This window comes from Rufibacter sp. JT20002, assembly GCF_056491185.1.
Genome location: NZ_JBSZJY010000004.1, coordinates 278,693 through 299,319, shown reverse-complemented (window position 1 = coordinate 299,319; position 20,627 = coordinate 278,693). Strand labels below are relative to the sequence as shown.

At 50.2% G+C, this 20,627-nt stretch carries 12 protein-coding genes; 5 read left to right on the top strand and 7 right to left on the bottom strand.

Features of this window, described 5'->3' with window-relative positions; translation table 11 throughout:
- Positions 1-61 precede the first annotated feature (61 nt).
- From ACW9SV_RS18070 to ACW9SV_RS18055, 4 genes are all read right to left on the bottom strand, one after another.
- Entirely contained in the window at positions 62-1,807 is a 1,746-nt protein-coding gene (locus ACW9SV_RS18070) for a glycoside hydrolase family 43 protein (protein WP_479558167.1), read from the bottom strand.
- Positions 1,808-1,838: 31 nt separating this feature from the next.
- On the bottom strand, positions 1,839-3,440 hold the full coding sequence (locus ACW9SV_RS18065; RefSeq protein WP_479558166.1) for a glycoside hydrolase family 43 protein: 1,602 nt from the start codon (positions 3,438-3,440) through the stop codon (positions 1,839-1,841).
- 304 nt (positions 3,441-3,744) lie between these two features.
- Positions 3,745-5,703, bottom strand: a complete 1,959-nt coding sequence (locus ACW9SV_RS18060) for a RagB/SusD family nutrient uptake outer membrane protein (protein ID WP_479558165.1) — start codon at positions 5,701-5,703, stop codon at positions 3,745-3,747.
- 11 nt (positions 5,704-5,714) lie between these two features.
- Positions 5,715-8,825: a SusC/RagA family TonB-linked outer membrane protein gene (locus ACW9SV_RS18055; protein ID WP_479558164.1), complete on the bottom strand. Its 3,111-nt coding sequence runs from the start codon at positions 8,823-8,825 to the stop codon at positions 5,715-5,717.
- Positions 8,826-9,475: 650 nt separating this feature from the next.
- Here ACW9SV_RS18055 and ACW9SV_RS18050 point away from each other — a divergent pair.
- The 4 genes from ACW9SV_RS18050 to ACW9SV_RS18035 all read left to right on the top strand — a co-directional run bounded on the left by ACW9SV_RS18050 (position 9,476) and on the right by ACW9SV_RS18035 (position 14,859).
- A complete protein-coding gene (locus tag ACW9SV_RS18050; protein WP_479558163.1) occupies positions 9,476-10,528 on the top strand; it encodes a LacI family DNA-binding transcriptional regulator in 1,053 nt (350 codons plus the stop codon).
- A gap of 83 nt (positions 10,529-10,611) precedes the next feature.
- Positions 10,612-12,777 (top strand): alpha-glucuronidase family glycosyl hydrolase, encoded by a 2,166-nt coding sequence (locus ACW9SV_RS18045; protein ID WP_479558162.1) that lies wholly within the window; start codon positions 10,612-10,614, stop codon positions 12,775-12,777.
- A 21-nt stretch (positions 12,778-12,798) separates the two neighbouring features.
- Positions 12,799-13,557, top strand: coding sequence for an SDR family NAD(P)-dependent oxidoreductase (locus tag ACW9SV_RS18040; protein WP_479558161.1), 759 nt, complete (start codon positions 12,799-12,801; stop codon positions 13,555-13,557).
- Between the two features lie 174 nt (positions 13,558-13,731).
- Positions 13,732-14,859, top strand: coding sequence for an endo-1,4-beta-xylanase (locus tag ACW9SV_RS18035; protein ID WP_479558160.1), 1,128 nt, complete (start codon positions 13,732-13,734; stop codon positions 14,857-14,859).
- 236 nt (positions 14,860-15,095) lie between these two features.
- Here the strand turns inward: ACW9SV_RS18035 and ACW9SV_RS18030 are convergent, their stop codons facing one another.
- Together ACW9SV_RS18030 and ACW9SV_RS18025 are read right to left on the bottom strand one after the other, a co-directional pair.
- Positions 15,096-15,944 (bottom strand): aminotransferase class IV, encoded by an 849-nt coding sequence (locus ACW9SV_RS18030; protein WP_479558159.1) that lies wholly within the window; start codon positions 15,942-15,944, stop codon positions 15,096-15,098.
- Positions 15,928-17,037: a DmpA family aminopeptidase gene (locus tag ACW9SV_RS18025; protein ID WP_479558158.1), complete on the bottom strand. Its 1,110-nt coding sequence runs from the start codon at positions 17,035-17,037 to the stop codon at positions 15,928-15,930. Before ACW9SV_RS18025 ends, ACW9SV_RS18030 begins: the two co-directional genes overlap by 17 nt.
- Positions 17,038-17,227: 190 nt before the next feature.
- Between ACW9SV_RS18025 and ACW9SV_RS18020 the strand changes: the two genes are divergently transcribed.
- On the top strand, positions 17,228-18,901 hold the full coding sequence (locus tag ACW9SV_RS18020; protein WP_479558157.1) for an amidase: 1,674 nt from the start codon (positions 17,228-17,230) through the stop codon (positions 18,899-18,901).
- A gap of 185 nt (positions 18,902-19,086) precedes the next feature.
- Here the strand turns inward: ACW9SV_RS18020 and ACW9SV_RS18015 are convergent, their stop codons facing one another.
- A complete protein-coding gene (locus ACW9SV_RS18015; protein ID WP_479558156.1) occupies positions 19,087-20,391 on the bottom strand; it encodes a PepSY-associated TM helix domain-containing protein in 1,305 nt (434 codons plus the stop codon).
- Positions 20,392-20,627: the final 236 nt, after the last annotated feature.

Here is a 20,627-nt window from a genome sequence, read left to right as displayed (position 1 = left end):
TCTAGCACTTATTGGTTTGCCTGGGTTTTCAGGAAAATAGCCTAAAAGCACCCGCTTTCAGCTACTTTGCTTTTACCGATGCAGTGTTTTCGTAAATAGGGTCTTTGCCTTCGTAATGGAACCAGTCAAAGGTGGCTTTTCCGTTGGAGGGTTTTCCTTGGGAGGTGGCGTACATGCCCAGGGTTACACCCACAAACCCGCCAGCCGCACGCGTGCTCAGGAAGGTTCCGTCTACGTTGTCTTGCAGCAGCGTCCAGTCGCCTTCTTTGGTGCCATAGTAAAAGGCGTACTTACCGGCTTTGAAATCCACCTTCAAGTAAAGTGGCATGTTCAGGTCTTTTGGGTTTAAAGGAGCCTCGGCCAGCACGGTATTTTCCGGTGTGTTTGGCTTCGTCACGTCCTGCGACTTGCGCAGCTGCACTACTTCTTTGCCGTTTGCGATGGTTTTACCCAAGGCATAATAATGCGTCTCGCTCTGCAGGGCCACCAATCCGGCGAACTCATCGGAAGAAGCGGGCTTGAACTCCATTTTGGTGCTGGCATTGCCGTAAAGGTGCTGTTGCCTTCTGGCGATAAACGAAGGGTTATCAAGTCCGGATACCGTCTCGGGTCTTACATCCAGCGTCAGGCTTCCCGAGGGTTTGCTCAGGCTATACCACTGGGTACCTGGTGCCCGAAGCGTCAACCAGTACAAAGGCAGTTTGCTCTCCTTGAAATCTTCTCTAAACGTGAAGTTGCCATTCACCGGAAGCTTGGGTGCTTTGCCCAAGGGGAGCTTTGGCCGTTGGTAAGCGTACTGCACCTCCTCATGGCCGGGATTGATGATGGGCCAGCCATCTTTCCACTCCACAGGCGCCAGGAAAGTTTCGCGGCCGATGTTATAATGATCCTCGGTATCGTAAGGTCGGGTAGCCAGGAAAACGGCCCACCACTCGCCATTCTGCGTCTGCACCAGATCGGCGTGGCCGGTGGCTGAGACAGGATTCTTCCGATTGGCGGGCAGATGGCGCTGCGTCAGGATAGGGTTATTAGGGTTGGGAATGTACTCCCCGTTCACTTTTCTGCTTCTGAGAACTACTTCGGAGTGGTTCACGCTGGTACCGCCCTCGGCTGCCATGAGGTAGTAGTAGCCATCTTTTTTGTAGAGGTGCGGCCCCTCAATCCAGACCGGTTTTTTGGAGATGTCCACGCCCCCGTTTACCAAGATGATGGGCTCACTGGTGGTTTTAAGGTTCTTGTAGTCAAACTCCTGCATTTTGATGGTGCGGTGGCCCTCATAGAGCGGTTTGTTGTCTGGCGCATCGCTGTTGTAGATGATGTAGGCCTTGCCGTCGTCGTCAAAAAACAAGGAAGGGTCAATGCCATGCACATCTTTCAACCAGGCCGGGTTTGACCAAGGACCAGCCGGATTGGTGGCAGTCACCACAAAATTCCCACCCCTGTCAATAAGGGTGGTGACCATGTAATAGACGCCATTATGGTAAGAAATGGTTGGGGCGAAGATGCCTCGGGTGATCCGGTGCTTCTCCAGGTTAAGCTGCTCGGGCCGGTCCAGGATATTGCCGATCTGGTTCCAGTTCACCAGGTCTTTGCTGTGGAAAATGGGCACCCCGGGGAAATAAGCAAAAGTGGAAAGAATGAGGTAATAGTCTTCCCCTACCCGGCAAATGGCTGGGTCTGGGTAAAAACCTGCCAAGATAGGGTTCTTAAACTTTTGGTTGTCCTGCGCAAAGACGGCCTGGTTTAGAAGACCGAGGCAACAGGTAAAAATTAAAAACGCTCTTGTAAGAAGGCTTCTTTGTTTCATGGGTGTTTTTATAAAAATGACCACAAAGGGACTAGGGGTTTACTTTTGCAGAGGGTACTTTACTTTCATTACTTATCTGATTGGTGATATGGAAGTAATCAAAATCCACGTAACCGCCTGAGGTTTGGGTGGCGTAATTGAAAAGCCCAAACCTGTAGCCCATAAAGTGCGGGATGGTGTAGGCCATCTTTAAGGGTTGGCCAAGCTTAACCCAAGTCTTCCCATCCAAGCTATAGTAAAAATTGGCCACATCGCGGCGGTCATGGAAATCACATTCTGCTTTCAGGTACACCGTTTTCTGATGGAGAGGCACCCTTGCTTCCTCGGTTGGGCTCCCGGATTGGGCATTCACTTGCACTAGGTACTTAGCGCCCTTCTCCATTTTAACCCCAACCAACCCGTATTTCTGCTGCAGCAGGGCAAGGCCGGCGAAATCTCCTTCTTTCATCCGGGAGATATCCAGAGCGGTGGCGCCGGTGCTTTCTGGCCCAATGGTGCGTTGGGTGAGGGTGTTGCGGGCCAGCAAAAAGTCGTTGGTCACTGAGCCCGTTTTCAGCCTAAGATAGCCATTTCGCTCTGAAAAAGACCAAAGGGTATTATCTGGGTTGTGGTTCCATTGCCACACCAAGGGCAAGGCAGGTTCGTTTTTTCTACGGCTGAATTCATCAGAGGCCACAATACCGGGGATCAGGCCTTTGCTAGCGGGTAGGTTCAGTTCATCCTGCACTTTTCCATTAATGCCTAAGACGGGCCAGCCGTTTTCCCATTTTACGGGTACCAAATACGGAATACGGCCCACGGCACCATAATCCCGGAACAGGTAAGCAAACCATTCCCCGTTAGGAGTATCAATCAATCCACCCTGCGCTACGCCTTTGTCCTGCAGAACTACTTTCCCTTCATAAGGTCCGGTGATTTTATCAGCCCGATGCACTACCACGGTCCGCATGCCGTCTTTAGGCCAAGCGATGTTGAACAGGTAGTATTTTCCGTTCACTTTGAACAACTGAGATCCTTCAGAGGGAAGGCCAACGTTGGGTCCGGCCGGTGCACTCGCATTTTCAATCAATACCCGGTCAGTTTCTTCTTTGGCACCGGAAAGGTCCTCTTTGAGTTCCACTAATCTCAACTTGCCACCCCCATACACCAGATAAGTGCGTCCGTCATCATCAAAGAACAGTGTATGGTCATGGTAGGAAGGTTTAAACGAAGACACTTTCCAGGGTCCTTTTTCTATGTTTTGGGTGGTATAGATATAGGTTTTACCGGTTGTCTGGGCGAAGGTAGTGACGTAGTACGTACCCTTATGAAACCGCAGACTGCTGGCCCAGGAACCTCTTCCATAGGTGCTTTTCCCATTTTGTAGATTCAGTTCCTCCACATTGGCCAGCGTATCATAAGCATAATTGACCAACCGCCAGTTTACCAGGTCTTTTGACTTCATGATGGGCAAGCCCGGGCTCATGTGCATGGTGGTACTGCTCATGTAATAGGAATCGCCTACCCGTATCACCGCAATGTCGGGCACATCGGCAAACACAATGGGGTTTATTGCTTTTTGACCTTTGGAAGGCAAAGCCATGCTGAGGCAAAGCAGCATAAGAAAACCAATCTGTAGAAGTTGTTTTTTCATTCTTATGAATCGTTTTCTTAAAAACAGAGCTGTTTTTGAATTCACCTTTGTATGAAAGTTATTGGGTGGAGATGACTGGCAAGGTAATCATCCATGAGCAATTGGGTTTCACCACAAGTGAAAAGCCTTAGTAAAGAAAAGCAATCAATGGTACTGGCAAAGCAAAACCTTAAGGATTTCACCTACCACCCACTAAGTTTTACCTTGGTTCCAAAAAACACTACTAAAACAGAGTTTAAGAAGCTTATTAAAAAGATTGGCTGCTTCTTTAGGGCAGCCAATCTTTTTATAATGGTAATTTAAATTACATGTATTCAGGGTTTTGGTAAGCAGCCTTTTCAGCCGCGCTCATTTCCATCGCATCTAACTGCCCTTGTGGGATAGGGCGTAGATAATGGAATGGTTGGATGTTACGCGTTACTGTTATAGGCGTGTGCTCTCCGTAGTTGTTACCGCCAATCTGGTAAGTGGAGGCAAGTTCCTGCCATTTCTGGGTACGCACCAGGTCAAACCAACGGTAGCCTTCGCCATAGTACTCCCGCGAACGCTCTGCCAGGATGTAGTTAATGTCTATGGTGGTAGGTGTGGCAGCGATCATGGCAGCACTGTTGTCCTGCACCTGAGCTGTGTTTCCGTTGTTGTTCCAACGCCACTTTCCTGCCCTTGCCCGGATCACGTTGATCAGATCATAGGCACTTTTCCCTGGCTGGGTGGTAGCTCCCTTCACTGCGGCCTCTGCGGCTATAAAGTAGAACTCAGAGAACTTGGCGATGTTGAACGGACGGGTACTACCAGCGTTTGGCTGTCCTAACCCACTTCCATTATCGGTACGGTAGGTACCTAATTTCCATAGTTTTGGATAGACTATTCTGCTGATACCTCGTGGTCCAATCACGTAATCGGCTCTTCCGGGTAATTCCCCAGCCCCAATGTTGCTTTTACCTGCCCCAGTAGGATAGGCAATGGGAGTAGCTGGTTCTTCGTTCAGGAAAGTCAGGATTGGCTCACCCGGGCGAACCGGTAGATTGTTGGCATTGTACACTACCTGAGGAATGTTGTTTCCACCTCCTTTTGGCCAGTTTGCCCGGTAAACGGTAGTAAAGGTACCATCGTAGCGGGAGTCATTGGTTTTATCTGCGAAAGTGTTCTCAATCACGTTGATGGTAGGTGCCATACGCGTCCAGGGACGTCCCAAATCCTGAGAAGCTTCCCGCTGCACAGAACTGATAGGCGCGCTTCCGTCTGGATTGGTTCCACTTCTGATGTTAGTGTAGTTCCAGGTCATCATCCAGCCGGCGAAGTTATCAGGAGCCCCGCCACTTCCGAAGGTAAGGCTACCCCCGTTGTAGAACTCGCTTTTCTCAGTATGGTCAGCGTACAACAAAATTTCGCTGTTCCGGTCGTTTGATCCCAGGTTTACATCATAATAGGTATTCTGCAAACGGAACGGCCCCGGGTTGTCAATAGCGGTGGTGGCAAGGTCATAGGCCTGCTGGAAATACCACTGGGCATTATGTCCATCTGGGTCTACCCGCTGGGTGGCAGGATACGTTGGAATGTTGTTGGGGTTCTCCAACCACCAACCGTAGGTCAGGTACGCTTTTGCCAGATACAGGCGGGCAAGCGTTTTGGTAGCGCCGCCGGTTACCCGGCCTCTTTCAGGCAGATCGTTGATGGCTGTTAGTAGATCTGGGAAGATGGCTTTGGTATATACTTCGGGAACGGTATTGCGCACTGAGGTTCTTACCGGGTTTCTGTTGAACTTCAACTCCCCTGCCCCTAAATCCAGAGGCACTCCCCCGAAGGTTTGCACTAGTTGGAAATAATCAAAAGCGCGAAAGAATCTGGCTTCGGCAATGAGCGCTGGTGAAATGGTCCCTACCGCAGCCGCGTTTTCAATGATACCACTGGCGGTGTTGATGTTAGGGAAAGCAGCTCCCCAAAGAACATCGGCCCGGCTGTTGGTAGCGGTAATGTTGCCCTGGTTAGACAAGTCCATTACCCGGAAGTTTTCATCCGCATCTCTGGCATAGGTCACCTCATCGGTACCAGTGAGAGTGGCATTATAGTAGTACGCTTGTCCGTAGATGTAGCGCAGGTGTGCGTACATAGAGGTAAGCCCCCCGTAAACCCCTTTCTCTGTTTGGAAGAAACTTGGCTCGTAAATACTGCGTGGTTCTTCTTCCAGAATATCAGAGCACCCCACCGAAAACATCGAGATCACGGCCGCTCCTACAAATGCTTTTATATTAATTCGTCTCATTGAAGTCTAATTTAGAAAGTAACATTTAAACCAACCAGGTAGCTGCGCGTGGCAGGCGCGTTAGTACCCAACGTTAACAGACGTCTCTGGTAAGAGGTGGTCACTGCCGCATTCTCGTCGCCATACGAGTTGGTCTCAGGATCCATTCCGGACTCTTTGTGGTAAGGCGAGAACATCACGAATGGGTTCTGGGCAGTGGCGTACACGCGCAGTCTGTCAAAGCCAACCCCTTTCAACCAGGCATTGTTATCAAAGTTATACCCTAGTGAGATAGTGCGTATTTTCAGGTAAGAGGCGTCAAAGTACCCTAAGGTGCTGCCATATTTAGGGTTATCACCGCTCATGACACCACCTGGTTTTGGATATGTCGCATCAGTGTTCTCAGGAGTCCAGTAGTCTACTTTCACATTTCCGCGGCGTCCGCTCATCATGTTCAGGTAACCAGAAGAACCGTAAAGCGTGCTGATCAGGATACCACCGTTCTGGAAAGCACCTACCGCGCTCAGGTCAAATCCTTTGTAAGACACGCGGGTGTTGAAACCTCCCTGGAAGTTAGGATTCACGTCCATGATCTGACGGTCCTGCGGTCCGATTTGTCTTACTGGCGTACCATCTGGGTTGAAACCACCGGTGTATTTCACCTTGATCATACCCACGTTTCCGCCTGGCTCCAGAATGTTCCGGTACGGGTCTTCTTCTTGCCACAGGCCTATTTTCTCGTAGTCATAGATAACGTTAATAGGTTGGCCGACAAACCACCAGTTGGCTTCATCGCGCTCCTGGCCACCGGCAAGGGCTACCAGTTTGTTGCGGTTACCATACAAGTTCACCCCTGCTTCCCAGGTCCAGCCATTCAAGTTGTCCAGGATGACACCATTCAAGGAAAGCTCCAAGCCTTTGTTCTGGGTTTTACCAATGTTGGCCACGTAGCTGCCCACGCCGGAGGTTGGAGGCAGACCTACTCTCAGCAAGATATCGTTGGTGTTGGTAACATAATACTCCACGGTACCAGACAGTCGGTTGTTCAGGAGGGCGAAGTCTACCCCGTAGTTCCAGGTTTCAGAGAACTCCCATCCTAAGTTAGGATTAGGAAGCTCGGTTACGTACAAACCAGTTTCGTAATCATCTGGCCCGAAGTTGTAAGGTCTGGTGCTCAAACGACCAAGCGTCGCATACGGATCAATAGATTGGTTAGAAGTTTGACCATAACCGGCGCGCAGTTTCAACATGTTCACCAGTTTCACACCCTCCATGAATCTTTCTCTGGCAATGTTCCAGCCCACGGAAACAGCTGGGTAGGTGTGCCACTTATGACCGGGAGCCAATCTAGAAGATCCATCAGAACGTACCGTAGCGGTTAACATGTAACGGTCGTCGTAAGAGTACATCACCCGACCCATCCAGGACATTAAACCGCTTTTCCAGTATTGCTGGTCACCAGGGGCAACTGTGATTTCGCCGGCAGCTAACCCCAAGTTGTAGAACTGGAAAGCATCAGCAGGAATATCTCTGGCTGCTATGCGTGATCTGTTGAATTTGCTATCAGAGGCAGAGTACAAACCAACCACGTTCACGATGTGCTTTTCAGCAAAGGTGCGGTCATAGGTTAACAGGTTTTCGATGGTCCAGTCGGTAGTATGTGAGTTGCTTACCGAGGCAGTGGATGGGGTGGTAGCAGTGGCGCTGCCGATTCCCTCACCGGTATAAGCCCCGCCATTGCTCTGGCGGTAATTTAAGCCAAGGTTGGCACGATACTTCAAACCTTCCACTCCTGGGATTTGTACCTCGCCGTAAAGGGTGTTGTACGTACCAAAGGAACGAGTTTCGCTTAACCATCTATCACTTAAATCCTCCACGATGTCTCTTGAATACACCCACTGCTCGTCTAATGGCATCTTCACCGTTCTTTTCCAGGTGCCATCCGGGTTGTACGGGTTGGCAATAGGAGACATACTCAGGATACCATAAAGGCCCACGTTAGAACCCTGAGAAACGTTGTAGTTATTGTAGGTAGTGAAGCCAAAGCGAAGATTCTTGCCCACGCCTTGATCTAAAGCACCGCGCACAGAGTAACGGGTGTACTGCTGCGTTGGCACTACTCCTTTTTCATTGTAGTAACCGGCATTGAAGTTGTAGCTTCCTTTCTCAGTTCCGCCTGAAACGCCCAGGTCATGGCTGTTTACCATGCCTTTTTTGAAAAACAGGTCTTGCCAATCGGTGTTCACATCATCTGATTCATCCAAGGCATTGTTGTAGGTACCAGCCGCTTTCCGAAGAGCCACAAACTCAGGGCCGTTCATCATCGGGTATTTGGCAAACACATCTTTTATCCCGGCAAAGCTGTTGTAGCTTATTTTGGCCTCCTGGCCTTGTTTTCCCCTATTGGTAGTGATCAGAATAACCCCATTGGCCCCGCGCGAACCGTAAATAGCAGTAGCAGAGGCATCTTTCAAGATGTCAATGCTCACAATGTCATTGGGGTTGATGTCACTGATTGAACCGGCAAATGGAATGTTGTCCAATACCACCAGCGGGTCGTTGCTGGCATTCAGCGAGCGCGCACCCCGTACCCGGATTTGCATGGCGGCTCCTGGCTGGGAGGATGACTGCGAAAACTCCACACCTGGCAAACGGCCTTGTAAGGCCTGCGAAATGTTAGCTGCTGGCACCTCGCGCAACACATCTCCCTTAATGGAAGCCACTGAACCAGTTACTGCTTCCGCGCTCTGGGTTCCGTACCCCACTACAACCACCTCGTCAATGGTTTGTTGGTCGGTGGCCAAGGTCACATTGATAGAGGTTCTGTTGTTGATGGCTACCTCCTGGGTGATATACCCAATAAACGAGTACACCAACGTTCCGGTACCATTAGGTACCGAAATGGAGTAATTACCTTCTACGTCTGTAGGAGAAGCAGTAGTGGTACCTTTCAGGAGGACAGTCACCCCGGGCAAACCTGCGCCGGTGTTATCGGTTACTCTCCCTTTCACCGTCAGGTTCTGCGCCATGGCTTGCACACTTACCAGCAGAGAAACCACCAGCAGCAAGGCTAGCTTAGAGATTTCGGGCTTCCTCAGAAGCGAAATCGTTGATCTGGGATTTTGGGTAATATTACCTTTCATACATAAGTAGATTTGAAGTGTAGTGGTAGTAAGAGTAAAGTGATTGTATAATGTTGTTTACATGCTCGTTTGCCTTGATCTACTTTTTCCAGAGCGAGCACCTTCTTCTGTTTCGCTTACATTTAAAACCGATTGCATTCCTGCTGCGCAACCCTTGTCAACTATTCAACCATTAACAATTTCTCAAATAGGTTTTAGCAACTCCATCAGCAAACCCCTTCTAAAAACCACCTAAAAAGGCCTAAAAAAAGGCTATAAGTGGTACAAGCTGCGTTTTAAAGGTGTCTTCATTCCCCTAAACTCCCTTGTCACCCTACAAACATGAATATTATTTTCAAATATTACAACCGATTTCATAAACTTTTTCAAAAATATTGGCAATTGAAAACCCTATATTTTTGAATTATGTAAAACTTAGCTACTTTTAGATCAACAACATTGAAACAAAACCCTTGAGAACGGGCAGAAATCTAGTTTTCCTCTACTTACATAAGGGTCTCAGTTCTATTTCAAAAGCGTTTTTTATAAAATTGTTAAAAAACAAGGCAAGAGCAGCAGGCACGTACCAACAATTGGAGCTATATTAAAGATTAGACACAATGCAATTTTGAAACCGATTTCATACATTTGCTTTGAATGAGATTAGCAGCATGGAGAAGGACATCACTATTTATGATATAGCGCGGGAACTTGATTTGTCACCAACTACCATCAGTCGGGCACTGAATGACCACCCGGCGGTAAACAAGAAGACAAAGCAAAGGATCTCGGAGGCTGCGACTCAAATGGGGTATCGGTCAAATATGTTTGCCAGTAACCTGAGGAAACAGCGCACCAATACCATTGGCCTGATTGTGCCCAGACTGGACAGTCCATTTCATTCGGCGGTAATTGCCGGTATTGAGAAGATCGCCAACGAGGAGGGATATAACCTGATCATTAGCCAGTCCCTGGAAACCGTCCATAAGGAAATAGCCAATGCCAAGACTATGTTTGATAGCCGGGTAGATGGCTTGCTGGTCTCCTTGTCCTTTGAAACAGACACGCTGGATCACTTTGAGCAGTTCATCAACCGGGGGATTCCCGTGATCTTTTATGACCGGGTAGCCGATCATAAGAATTGCACCAGCATTATCATTGACAACTTACAGGCCGCTTACAAAGCTACCTCCCACCTGATAGAGCAGGGTTGCACCAACATTGTGCACATAACCGGTAACCTGAAGCGCAACGTGTACGCAGACCGCCTCAAAGGGTACAAGTACGCCCTTATTGATCACAACCTGCCCTTTAAAGAAAGCAACGTACTTACCGGCCAAATGACCGAGGAGGCCGGGAGGTTGGCGGCCAACCAAATTCTGGCCATGGACCCGTTGCCCGACGGAATCTTTGTCTCTAATGATACCTGCGCGGTTAGTTGCCTCAAAACCCTGAAACAGGCTGGAGTCTCTATCCCCAAGGACATGGCTATTATCGGGTTTAATAATGATTTGACCTCCAGGGTGGTAGAGCCAAATCTTACTACTATCAATTATCCTGGCCAGGAAATGGGAGAAGTAGCCGTGCGGGTGCTGCTCATGCAGATCAACGGCACCAGCGAAGGCATTCCCAGCAACACCATCAACCTGCGGTCAGATCTGGTAATCCGGGAGTCTTCTTTAAAGCGAAAAGTAAGTTCCAAGCAGAAGCTGCCCCTGGTTTAAGTTACTCCCTTTCCCGTTTAAGGACCGCTTTTTAGAAACGGACCTTCTTTCAAGATGTCTTTTCAAACCTTTTGCCTTATACCATGAGCAAGAACATAGTTACGCGTTTCGCTTTCCTGTTTCTTCTGATCTTCTGCCAGATCGCCGCGCAGGCAGAGGATGGATACCGTCTTTGGCAGCGGTATGATCTTATCCAGAACAAAGACCAACTAAAGCAATATCGGAAGACCCTGGCTTCAGTCACCGTGGAAGGCTCCTCTCCTACCCTCTCGGTAATAAAAGAGGAATTGGAGATGGGCTTGAGCGGCCTTTTAGGTTCTAAAGTTACCGTCTCCGGCAATGCCTCCACCAAAGGCGGGCTGGTGGCCGGAACCCCAGAAACGTCTTCGCTCATCAAGGACTTAGGCTTAACCCAGAAACTAACCCAAGTAGGGCAGGAAGGTTTTCTGCTCTTTTCGCAAAAACACAAAGGAAAAGCCTACACTGTTATTGCCGCTAATTCTGAAAAGGGCGTGTTATACGGCACTTTCCACCTGTTGCGGTTGCTGCAAACCCAGCAGAACATCAAAGACCTGAACGTCAGCAACAGCCCCAAGACCAAACTGCGCATCTTGAATCACTGGGATAACCTGGACCGCACCGTAGAGCGCGGGTACGCCGGCTTCTCCATCTGGGACTGGCACAAACTGCCCGATTACATTGACCAGCGCTACATTGACTACGCCCGCGCCAATGCCTCTATCGGGATCAATGGGACAGTTTTGACCAACGTGAACGCCAACTCCCTGGTGCTTACTCCCGAGTATCTGAAAAAGGTAAAAGCCCTTGCCGATGTGTTTCGCCCGTACGGCATCAAAGTGTATTTGACAGCCCGCTTCAGCTCGCCCATTGAGATTGGAAAATTGAAGACCGCTGATCCGTTGAACCCCGAGGTAAAAGCCTGGTGGAAAAACAAGGTGAACGAGGTTTACACCTACATTCCTGATTTTGGCGGTTTTACGGTGAAAGCGAACTCAGAAGGACAGCCTGGCCCTCAGAACTACAACCGTTCCCACGCCGATGGCGCGAACATGCTGGCCGAAGTTTTGGTTCCTAAAGGCGGTATCGTGATGTGGCGCGCCTTCGTGTATGACAACAATGTGCCCGATGACCGCCACAAGCAAGCGTACACCGAGTTCAAACCTTTGGATGGTACGTTCCAGGGCAATGTGATGGTACAAGTGAAAAACGGCGCCATTGATTTCCAGCCACGGGAGCCGTTCCACCCGCTGTTTGGCGCTATGCCTAAAACGCCTTTGATGATGGAGTTCCAGATTACGCAGGAATACCTGGGTCAAGGCACGCACCTGGCCTACCTGGCCCCTATGTTCAAAGAAACCCTGATGTCTGACACCTACGCCAAAGGCAAAGGCTCTACCGTGGCCAAAGTAGTGGACGGCACCCTGGACAACCACGCCATCTCGGGCATGGCCGGCGTGGCCAACATCGGGAACGACATCAACTGGACCAGCCATCCGTTTGGACAGGCCAACTGGTACGCCTTTGGCCGTCTGGCTTGGGACCATGCCTTAACTTCGGAAGACATCGCGGATGAGTGGATTAAAATGACCTTCTCCAACTCCCCTGCCCAGATAGCTCCCATCAAACAAATGATGATGGGTTCCCGGGAGGCGGTGGTGAACTACATGACGCCTATGGGCTTGCACCACCTTATGGGCTGGAGTCATCACTATGGTCCGGGTCCCTGGATCAAAGACAAACCCCGCGCCGATTGGACCTCCGTGTACTACCACCGCGCAGATGAAAAAGGTATTGGCTTTGACCGTACTAAAACCGGCAGCAACGCCCTTTCACAGTACGCCCCGGAAGTACAAGCCCAATGGGGCAACCCTACCAATTGCCCCGAGGAAGTGTTGCTATGGTTCCACCACGTGGCCTGGGATGCCAAAACCAAATCGGGCAGAACCTTGTGGGATGAACTGTGCTACCGCTACTCAGGCGGTGTGGACTCGGTAAGAGCCATGCAGAAAACCTGGGATGCTTTGCAAGGGCAGGTAGACAAGGAAAGATTTCAGCAGGTAAAACAGTACCTTGCCATTCAGGAGAAAGATGCCCGTTGGTGGCGCGATGCCTGTCTGCTGTATTTCCAGACCTTTTCCAAAAGACCTATTCCGCAAGGACTTGAGCAACCCCAGGGCACTTTGGAGGAGTATATGAAAATAGAGCCCAAATTCGCCCCTGGCATTTAATATTGCATAAAAACAAATAACATGACCCAACCCACCACTCCCGCTACCAAAACAGCTATTGTTACTGGTGGCGCTTCAGGAATAGGCCTGGCCATTGTAGAGAAGTTTATCCAGCAAAATATCAAAACCATTGTCATTGGACGGGATGAGCAAAAGCTTCAGAATGCCAAAGAGACGTTTGGCGAGCTATGCATCACCATTTCTTATGATTTAAGTGATTTAACCGGCATTCCGGCGCTGGTAGAGCGTATCACCCAGGAGCATGGCAAAATAGATATCCTGGTGAACAACGCGGGCATCAACCAGAAAAAACCTTTTGTGGAGGTAACCGATGAAGAGTTCCAGCGCATCAACACCACCAATGTAACGGCCGTGTTCGCTTTGAGCCGCGAGGTGGTGAAAGCGATGCTGCCGCACCGCGAGGGTTCCATCATCAACATCAGCTCTATGGCATCTCAGTACGGCATCCCGAAGGTAATTTCCTACACCGCTTCCAAATCGGCAATTGAGGGCATGACCCGCGCCATGGCCACCGAACTCTCCCCTATGGGCATCCGGACTAACTGCGTGGCACCGGGTTTTATCAGAACTGCTATGTCAGCTACAGCTATGAATAGTGACCCGGAGCGGATGAACAGGGCCTTGAGCCGTACTCCAATGGGTGATTTCGGTTCCCCGGCCGATGTGGCCGAAGCGGTGTATTTCTTCGCCTCAGACGGAGCCAAATACGTGACCGGCACCGTGTTGCCCGTGGATGGCGGAAACTCTATCGGGTTCTAAGCCTTTCATTTTAAATACTTTACAAATCTCACCTATTTCAGCCTTGTTTCACTAAATCAAGGCAGAAATGGGTGAGATTTGTCTTTTTCTTCAAATTTTCTGCTTCTTTATTTGTTTATGCCAACGTTGGCATTTATTATTACAGAATACATCAGCTGATTGATTACGAAGCCCATGAAAAAGAACAGATTCATAGTAGCGGCCGGAGTCGCGTTTGCGGCCTTGGGTTGCGTGGCCACTACGGTCAACCAAGGAGAGCCTTCCCTGAAACAGGTGTTCAAGGATGACTTCTACGTGGGTGCGGCCCTGAACTACCAGCAGGCCAGTGGCAAAGATCCTAAAGCCGAAGCCATCATCGCGAAGCACTTCAGCACCATCACCCCCGAAAACCTCTTAAAGTGGGGAAACGTGCATCCGCAACCTGATACCTACAACTTTAAACCCGCCGATGATTACGTGGCCTTAGGCAAGAAGTACAAGCAGTTCATTGTGGGCCATACCCTCACCTGGCACCAACAAACTCCAGACTGGGTGTTTGAATCGGAGCCCGGAAAGCCGGCTACCAAAGAGCAGCTCCTGAAACGCCAGACGGAGCACATCATGACCGTGGCCGGAAGGTACAAAGGGCAGATCAACGGCTGGGATGTGGTGAACGAGGCTCTCAACGATGATGGTACCATGCGTCAAAGCAAGTGGTACAAGATCGCCGGGGAGGAGTTTCTTTCCAACGCTTTTGCCACCGCCCGTAAAGCAGACCCTAAAGCCGAACTGTATTACAATGACTACAACCTATGGAAGCCTGCCAAAGCCGATGGTGCCGTTAAACTGGTGAAAAGCCTGCAGGCGAAAGGTCTGAAGGTAGATGGCATAGGCATGCAGGGCCACTATGGCCTGGAGCATCCTTCCATCCAGCAGATTGAGGAAAGCATCATCAAGTTTTCCAAAGTGGGCAAGGTGATGTTCACCGAAGTGGATATTGACGTGCTTCCTAACCCCAGCAATCGCCAGGGCGCAGACATTGACGCCACTTTTGAATTCGATCAGAAATACAACCTGTACACCAAGGGCCTGCCTGAGGAGGTACAGCAGAAACTGGCCAAACGGTATGCCGAGCTTTTCGCCCTCTTCCACAAGCACAGAGACAAAATCACCCGGGTAACGTTCTGGGGCGTAACTGACGCGGACTCCTGGTTGAACGACTGGCCCATCAAAGGCCGCACCAGCTACCCGCTCATATTTGATCGGAACTACCAGCCTAAGCCAGCTTTACAAGCTATTGTGCAGGCAGTCAGCAAAAAGTAAAGCTGACTTAAAGTAGAACGCTTTACCGCTAATGACAAAGAAGCCTTCCGTTTGAAGGTCGTTTTTTTGAAAAACGGCCTTCAAACGGAAGGCTTCTGCTTTGGAAGTACTTTAGTAGAAAGATTTTAGAAGCCCCTTGTTCATTAGAGCAATAGAAGGGCAACCACAAGGGATTGCCCCTACTCTATTCTACCAAACTCAATGAAGTAAGCTTCAGTAAGCTACCGTTTTGAAAATTATATTTCCTGTTGCGCCTCTTCCAATCGAATCAAGTCCTGAAGCAAGTCAAAAGACACTTCCCCCGGCTTTCCATTTCCAACCGGTTTGCCGTCTACTTCCACAATGGGCAGAATGCGTTTGGTGGTGCTGGTCATAAAGGCTTCGCTGGCTTGGGCAACATCCTCCAGGGTCACAGCTCCTTCCACCACGTTGTACTTTTTGCGGGCCAGGTCCAACACGTTTTTACGGGTGACTCCTTTTAGGATTTCCTGAGCCGGAGTTACCAGCGTGTGGTCGTCTTTGACTAGAAAGAAATTACTTCTGGGGAATTCTGAAACTACGCCTTTTTGGTGATACAAAACGTCGTCGGCGCCCTTGGCTTTCACCTCCTGAATTAACCTGATGCCCATGGTGTAGTTGATGGTTTTGGCTTCGGCCAGTTCCCGTACGTACTCATGGGTAATCACCTTGATGCCAGAGGTTAACTGAACTTGAGTGGGCAACGTGAGGGGCTGTTCAATCATCAGCAGGTTGGGCGGACCCGGATTATAGCCGTTTTCTGAATACCCGCCGGTCAAAATCATTTTCACCCCTGACTGGGAAAGGCCGTTCATCTGGATCAACCGGGTAATGGTGGCCTTCAGCTCTTCGTCCGGAAGCGGCACTTCCAACCCCATCAACTTTGCTGATTGGTGAAACCGCTGAAGGTAATCGTCCAGGAAGAGGGGCTGGCCGTTCTGCGTTTTGAAGAAGTCAAAAATGCCGTAGCCACGCTGGATGGCCAGGTCACTCACGTGCAGGTAGGCACTCTCTAAAGGCAGAATCTCCTCGTGCAGGTAGGCGTACAATTTATGGTCTGATGACATGGTGTTTCTTTAGTATTTCAAGGGTTTTATCAAGGGGTAACGCCTCCACTCTGTTCTTGTCGCGGCCGATGGTGGTGTCGGCTTTGAACAGGGAGTTGAGAATGGCTTCTTCGGTGGCTTCAATGGTGGCCATAAACAGAGGAGACATTTCATCGTTGCGCAGCAGCGTCACGGTTTGTGTTTTCTCCCGGGTTTCGTAGGGCACCCGTAATCCGGGGTTGGCTGAGAAGGCGATGACGTAATCCCCGCTGCCGTTAGAGGCGATGCCACCTGTCTTTCCCAGCCCCAGCATGGCGCGCTTGGCAATCCGCTCCAGGTTACGGGAGTCTACCGGCGCATCGGTAGCCACGATGATCATGCAGGAGCCATCTGCTTTCTCCAGAATCTGCTGCCGAAAAGAGAATCGACCCAACTCCTCTCCCACCGGGGCCCCGGCCACCTGCAGCACCCCACCAAAGTTGGTTTGCACCAGCACCCCCACGGTATAGCCGCCCATACTGGCGGGCAACTTACGGGAGGAGGTGCCTATACCACCTTTAAAGCCGAAGCAGATGGTGCCAGTCCCAGCGCCTACATTCCCCTCTTCTACCACGCCACCTTTTGCTTTCTGGATGGCTTCCAACACGTTTTTTTCGGTGACATGCCGGCCTCTAATGTCGTTCAGGCCGCTGTCGTTGGTTTCACCCACCACCGCGTTCACCGACTGCACCTTCTCGTTGCCGGGCTGTTGCAAGGTATGGGTAATGACCGCGTTCATGGCGGTGGCCACACTGAGAGTATTGGTCAACAAGATGGGGGTTTCCAGATTGCCCAGTTCCTGCACCTGGGTGGTTCCGGCCAGTTTCCCGAACCCATTGCCCACGAACACCGCCGCCGGCACCTTCTCCTGAAACAGGTTGCCTGAGTGCGGCAGAATTGCGGTAACGCCGGTTCTGATGTCGGCGCTTTTGCTCAAGGTCACCTGCCCTACTTGCACCCCGGCCACATCGGTAATGGCATTTTCCTTGCCGGTAGGCAGCACGCCAATTTTGATTCCGTATTCCCGCACCCGCTTCCGTTCCTGGGCCTGGGTAGAACTAGTTACTACTATCATCAGAAGGAAAAACAAAACAGGTTTCATTCGCAGAAGAGAGTTGCCAGGGTAAATCTATTGGTTCTGCCGGAATTATATCTGCCGAAGCTTTAAATCCATACTACTTTAAGGACAGATTTCGGGAAACTCCCCTCAAAGAAGCTTTTCATTTTTAACCCGGAAGAAGTATCTTTCTACAAAATCCAAACTGATGAACAGACGAAATTTCTTAAGAACCGGTTCTTTGGCCGGGATCACCTTATCGGCTTTAGGGTTGGGCGCCTGCGCGGCTACCCCTTCGGCCACCGCTACTGCTGATACAGGCACCAGCACCCCAACAAATGACACAAAGGCCGAAGCCACTACGGCTAGTACTGATCCTACTAATTTCCCGCTGAACGAGGTGACCATCCAGGAACTGCAACGGAAAATGCAGTCCGGTGAAATGACCTCCAAAGCCATCACCCAGTTGTACCTGGACCGCATCCAAGCCGTAGACAAAAGCGGACCTAAAATCAACTCGGTCATTGAAGTGAACCCAGACGCTCTGCAAATTGCCGAGGCCATGGACCAGGAGCGCAAAGCAGGGAAAGTACGCGGACCGCTGCACGGGATTCCGGTGATGGTGAAAGACAACGTAGATACTCACGATAAAATGTCCACCTCGGCCGGAGCATTAGCCTTAGCCGAAAACAAAGCAGCCAAAGACGCTTTCATCGTAGCCCAGCTAAGGGCCGCCGGAGCCGTTATTATTGGCAAAACCAACCTGAGTGAGTGGGCCAACTTCCGGTCTACCAACTCCTCTAGCGGATGGAGTGGCCGGGGCGGACAAACCAAGAATGCCTACGTATTAGACCGTACCCCCTGTGGCTCCAGTTCTGGTTCTGGGGTGGCTGTGGCCGCTAACTTATGCGCCGTGGCCGTAGGTACCGAAACCAACGGGTCCATTGTTTGCCCGGCCGCGGTGAGTGGCGTGGTGGGCTTTAAACCCACGGTTGGTTTGGTGAGCCGCTCAGGCATCATTCCTATCTCCCACACCCAAGACACCGCCGGACCTATCGCCCGGACCGTCACCGATGCAGCCATTCTCATGAGCGTACTTGCCAGCGTAGACCCGAATGATGCTGTCACCAAAGAAAGCACCGGAAGAGCGAAACCTGATTACACCCAGTTCCTGGATGCCAACGCCCTGCAAGGCAAACGTATTGGCGTGGAGAAGTCCTTCCTGGAAGGGCACGTAGCCATAGATGCCATGCTTAAGCAAGCGCTGGACCAACTGAAAAGCAAGGGCGCTACCATTGTGGAGGTGGAAGTGATGAAAAGCATCAGAGATGCTTCAAAAGACAGCTTTAAGATTCTGCAGTACGAGTTCAAAGACGGCGTGAACAAATACCTCTCCACCGCCAACGTAAAGGTGAAGACCCTCAAGGACGTGATCGAGTTCAACAAGCAGAACGAAGCGACCTCCATGCCTTTTTTTAAGCAGGAGATTCTGGAAATGTCTGATAAACTGGGCGACCTGAACACGAAGGAATACAAAGACGCGGTTAAGAAACAGGTTTCCGGCTCCCGGGCTGCCATTGACAAGATCATGAAGGACAACAACCTGGATGCCATCACCGGCCCAACCTATGGCCCATCCTGGTGCATTGACCTGGTGAACGGTGACTCTTTTACAGGTTATGGCATGTCTACACCAGCGGCAATTTCAGGCTACCCGCACGTGACGGTGCCATTGGGCCAGGTACAGGGACTACCGGTGGGTATCTCTTTCTTTGGGGCTGCCTACTCTGAGCCAAAGCTTTTCGGGATGGCATATGCCTACGAGCAACTCTCCAAGCACCGCAAAGCTCCTCAGTTCCTGAAAACCACCAATCCTTCATAGGTATCTGGTTTTTGGCTTGTTTTCTGAAAGGAGGACTGAAACTAAATATGCCGAATGCTTTAAAAACAGAAAGGCCTGCATCGTTGCAGGCCTTTCTGTTTTGATGGTTTAAATGTGTTTTAAATTCCTGAGTTACCTCTATTTAAGAGTCATTTTGATCAAATGGGTCAAAAATCGAAAATAAGCTAAGCTCTGGTAGCCACTGGTCTGCCGGTAGCTACTTGTTTCTTGTTTTTCTTCTTCAGTTTGTTCCACCAGATAAGGGTACCGGTAATCGGCAAGCTGGTGGCAATCAGACAGCAAAGAAAGTAGATGATCTTGGAGAACGTACCGAAGATCTCACCAAGGTGCAACCCTCTAACCGAAGCCGCGATTTTCTCATTAAACTTCTTGTCTGCGAACTTCTCCACTTTCAGCGGCTTACCGGTGTACTGGTCTAACTGCACTTTATCAGATGCTGACAAGGCAAAGAACCCACTTTTTGATTTATTCAGTACCACGGCGCCAGATGAGTCTGCCGGTAAGGAGATGCGGTAATTTCCTTCGTAGGGCAAGATCCCGTCGGTGATTTTAATGTAATCTGCCAAGGCAGGCTTTTGGGTGGTAAACCCGGGAAGGTCAGAGGAAAGAGGCTTTTCGGAGCGTTGTTTAAAGATCTGGTCACCCAAAACGGCACTGGCTCCTTCGCGGTACCAGTCAAATGACCAGCAAAGTCCGGTTAACGCCATAATCAAAAGAAGGAAGGAGGAATAGAATCCCAAGGAGTTATGCAGGTCGTGGTTGATGCGCTTCCAGTTGCCGCTGGTTTTCACCTTCAAGCCTTGTTTCCAGTTCTTCAGTTTTTTAGGGAACCAGATCACCAAACCGGTAAGGATGATGAAGACAAAGATGATGGTAGACGCTCCCACAATGATTTTACCCGGATTCAGGGCGCCAGGCTCGCCTTTCACCAATAGCGAGCGGTGCAGGCGTTCAACCGTTTCAAAGAACTCGTGGGCCGGACCTTCGGTCGTGCCTTTGATCTCCCCCGTGTATTGGTTTACCAGGTACGTTTTACCGCGGCCTCCGCCAGGGCCTCCCCCACCGGGGCCACCCTTCCCGCCTTTACCGGCGGCAGGCCCCCCCGCCATGGCTTGGGGCGCACCTTCTCTTTTGGCCTTTTCCCCCTCGGGTTTGCCACCTTTGCCGCTTTCCTCCTTTTTAAGAGTCAGGCGGTACGGTTTAGTAGGGTCTTGCGGAATCTGAAGCGCCGTTACTTTTCCTTTATGGGCAGCCTGCAGTTTCAGGATCAATTCATCTGGCGAAAGAGTGGTCGCAGTGGCGGGTACCTCTACCTTGTATTTGGCAGGCTCCAGCATCTCCTCAATCTCGGTGTGGAAGGTAAAGATGGTACCGCTAAGACAAACCAGGAACAACACTAATCCGCTGGCCAAGCCTAACCAAAGGTGGATGTCGTTGAACAATTTTCGCCAGGTGAACTCCTTTTTCATGAATGATATAACTTTATAGATAGTGTGATGATGCGATTGCTACCAGGTTTCCTTTTCACACCAAAAAGGCAAAAACTGGTGTAAAAGAGATGCTTAGACAAGGTTGGCTTAAAGCCTCACCTGTATAGGTTAGCAAACTAACCATCTATTTAGATTAAATCCAAATAATGCACACCATTAAATAACAGCATTTCACCATATTCTTTAAGTACTCATCTCTCTCTGCAGAAATATCC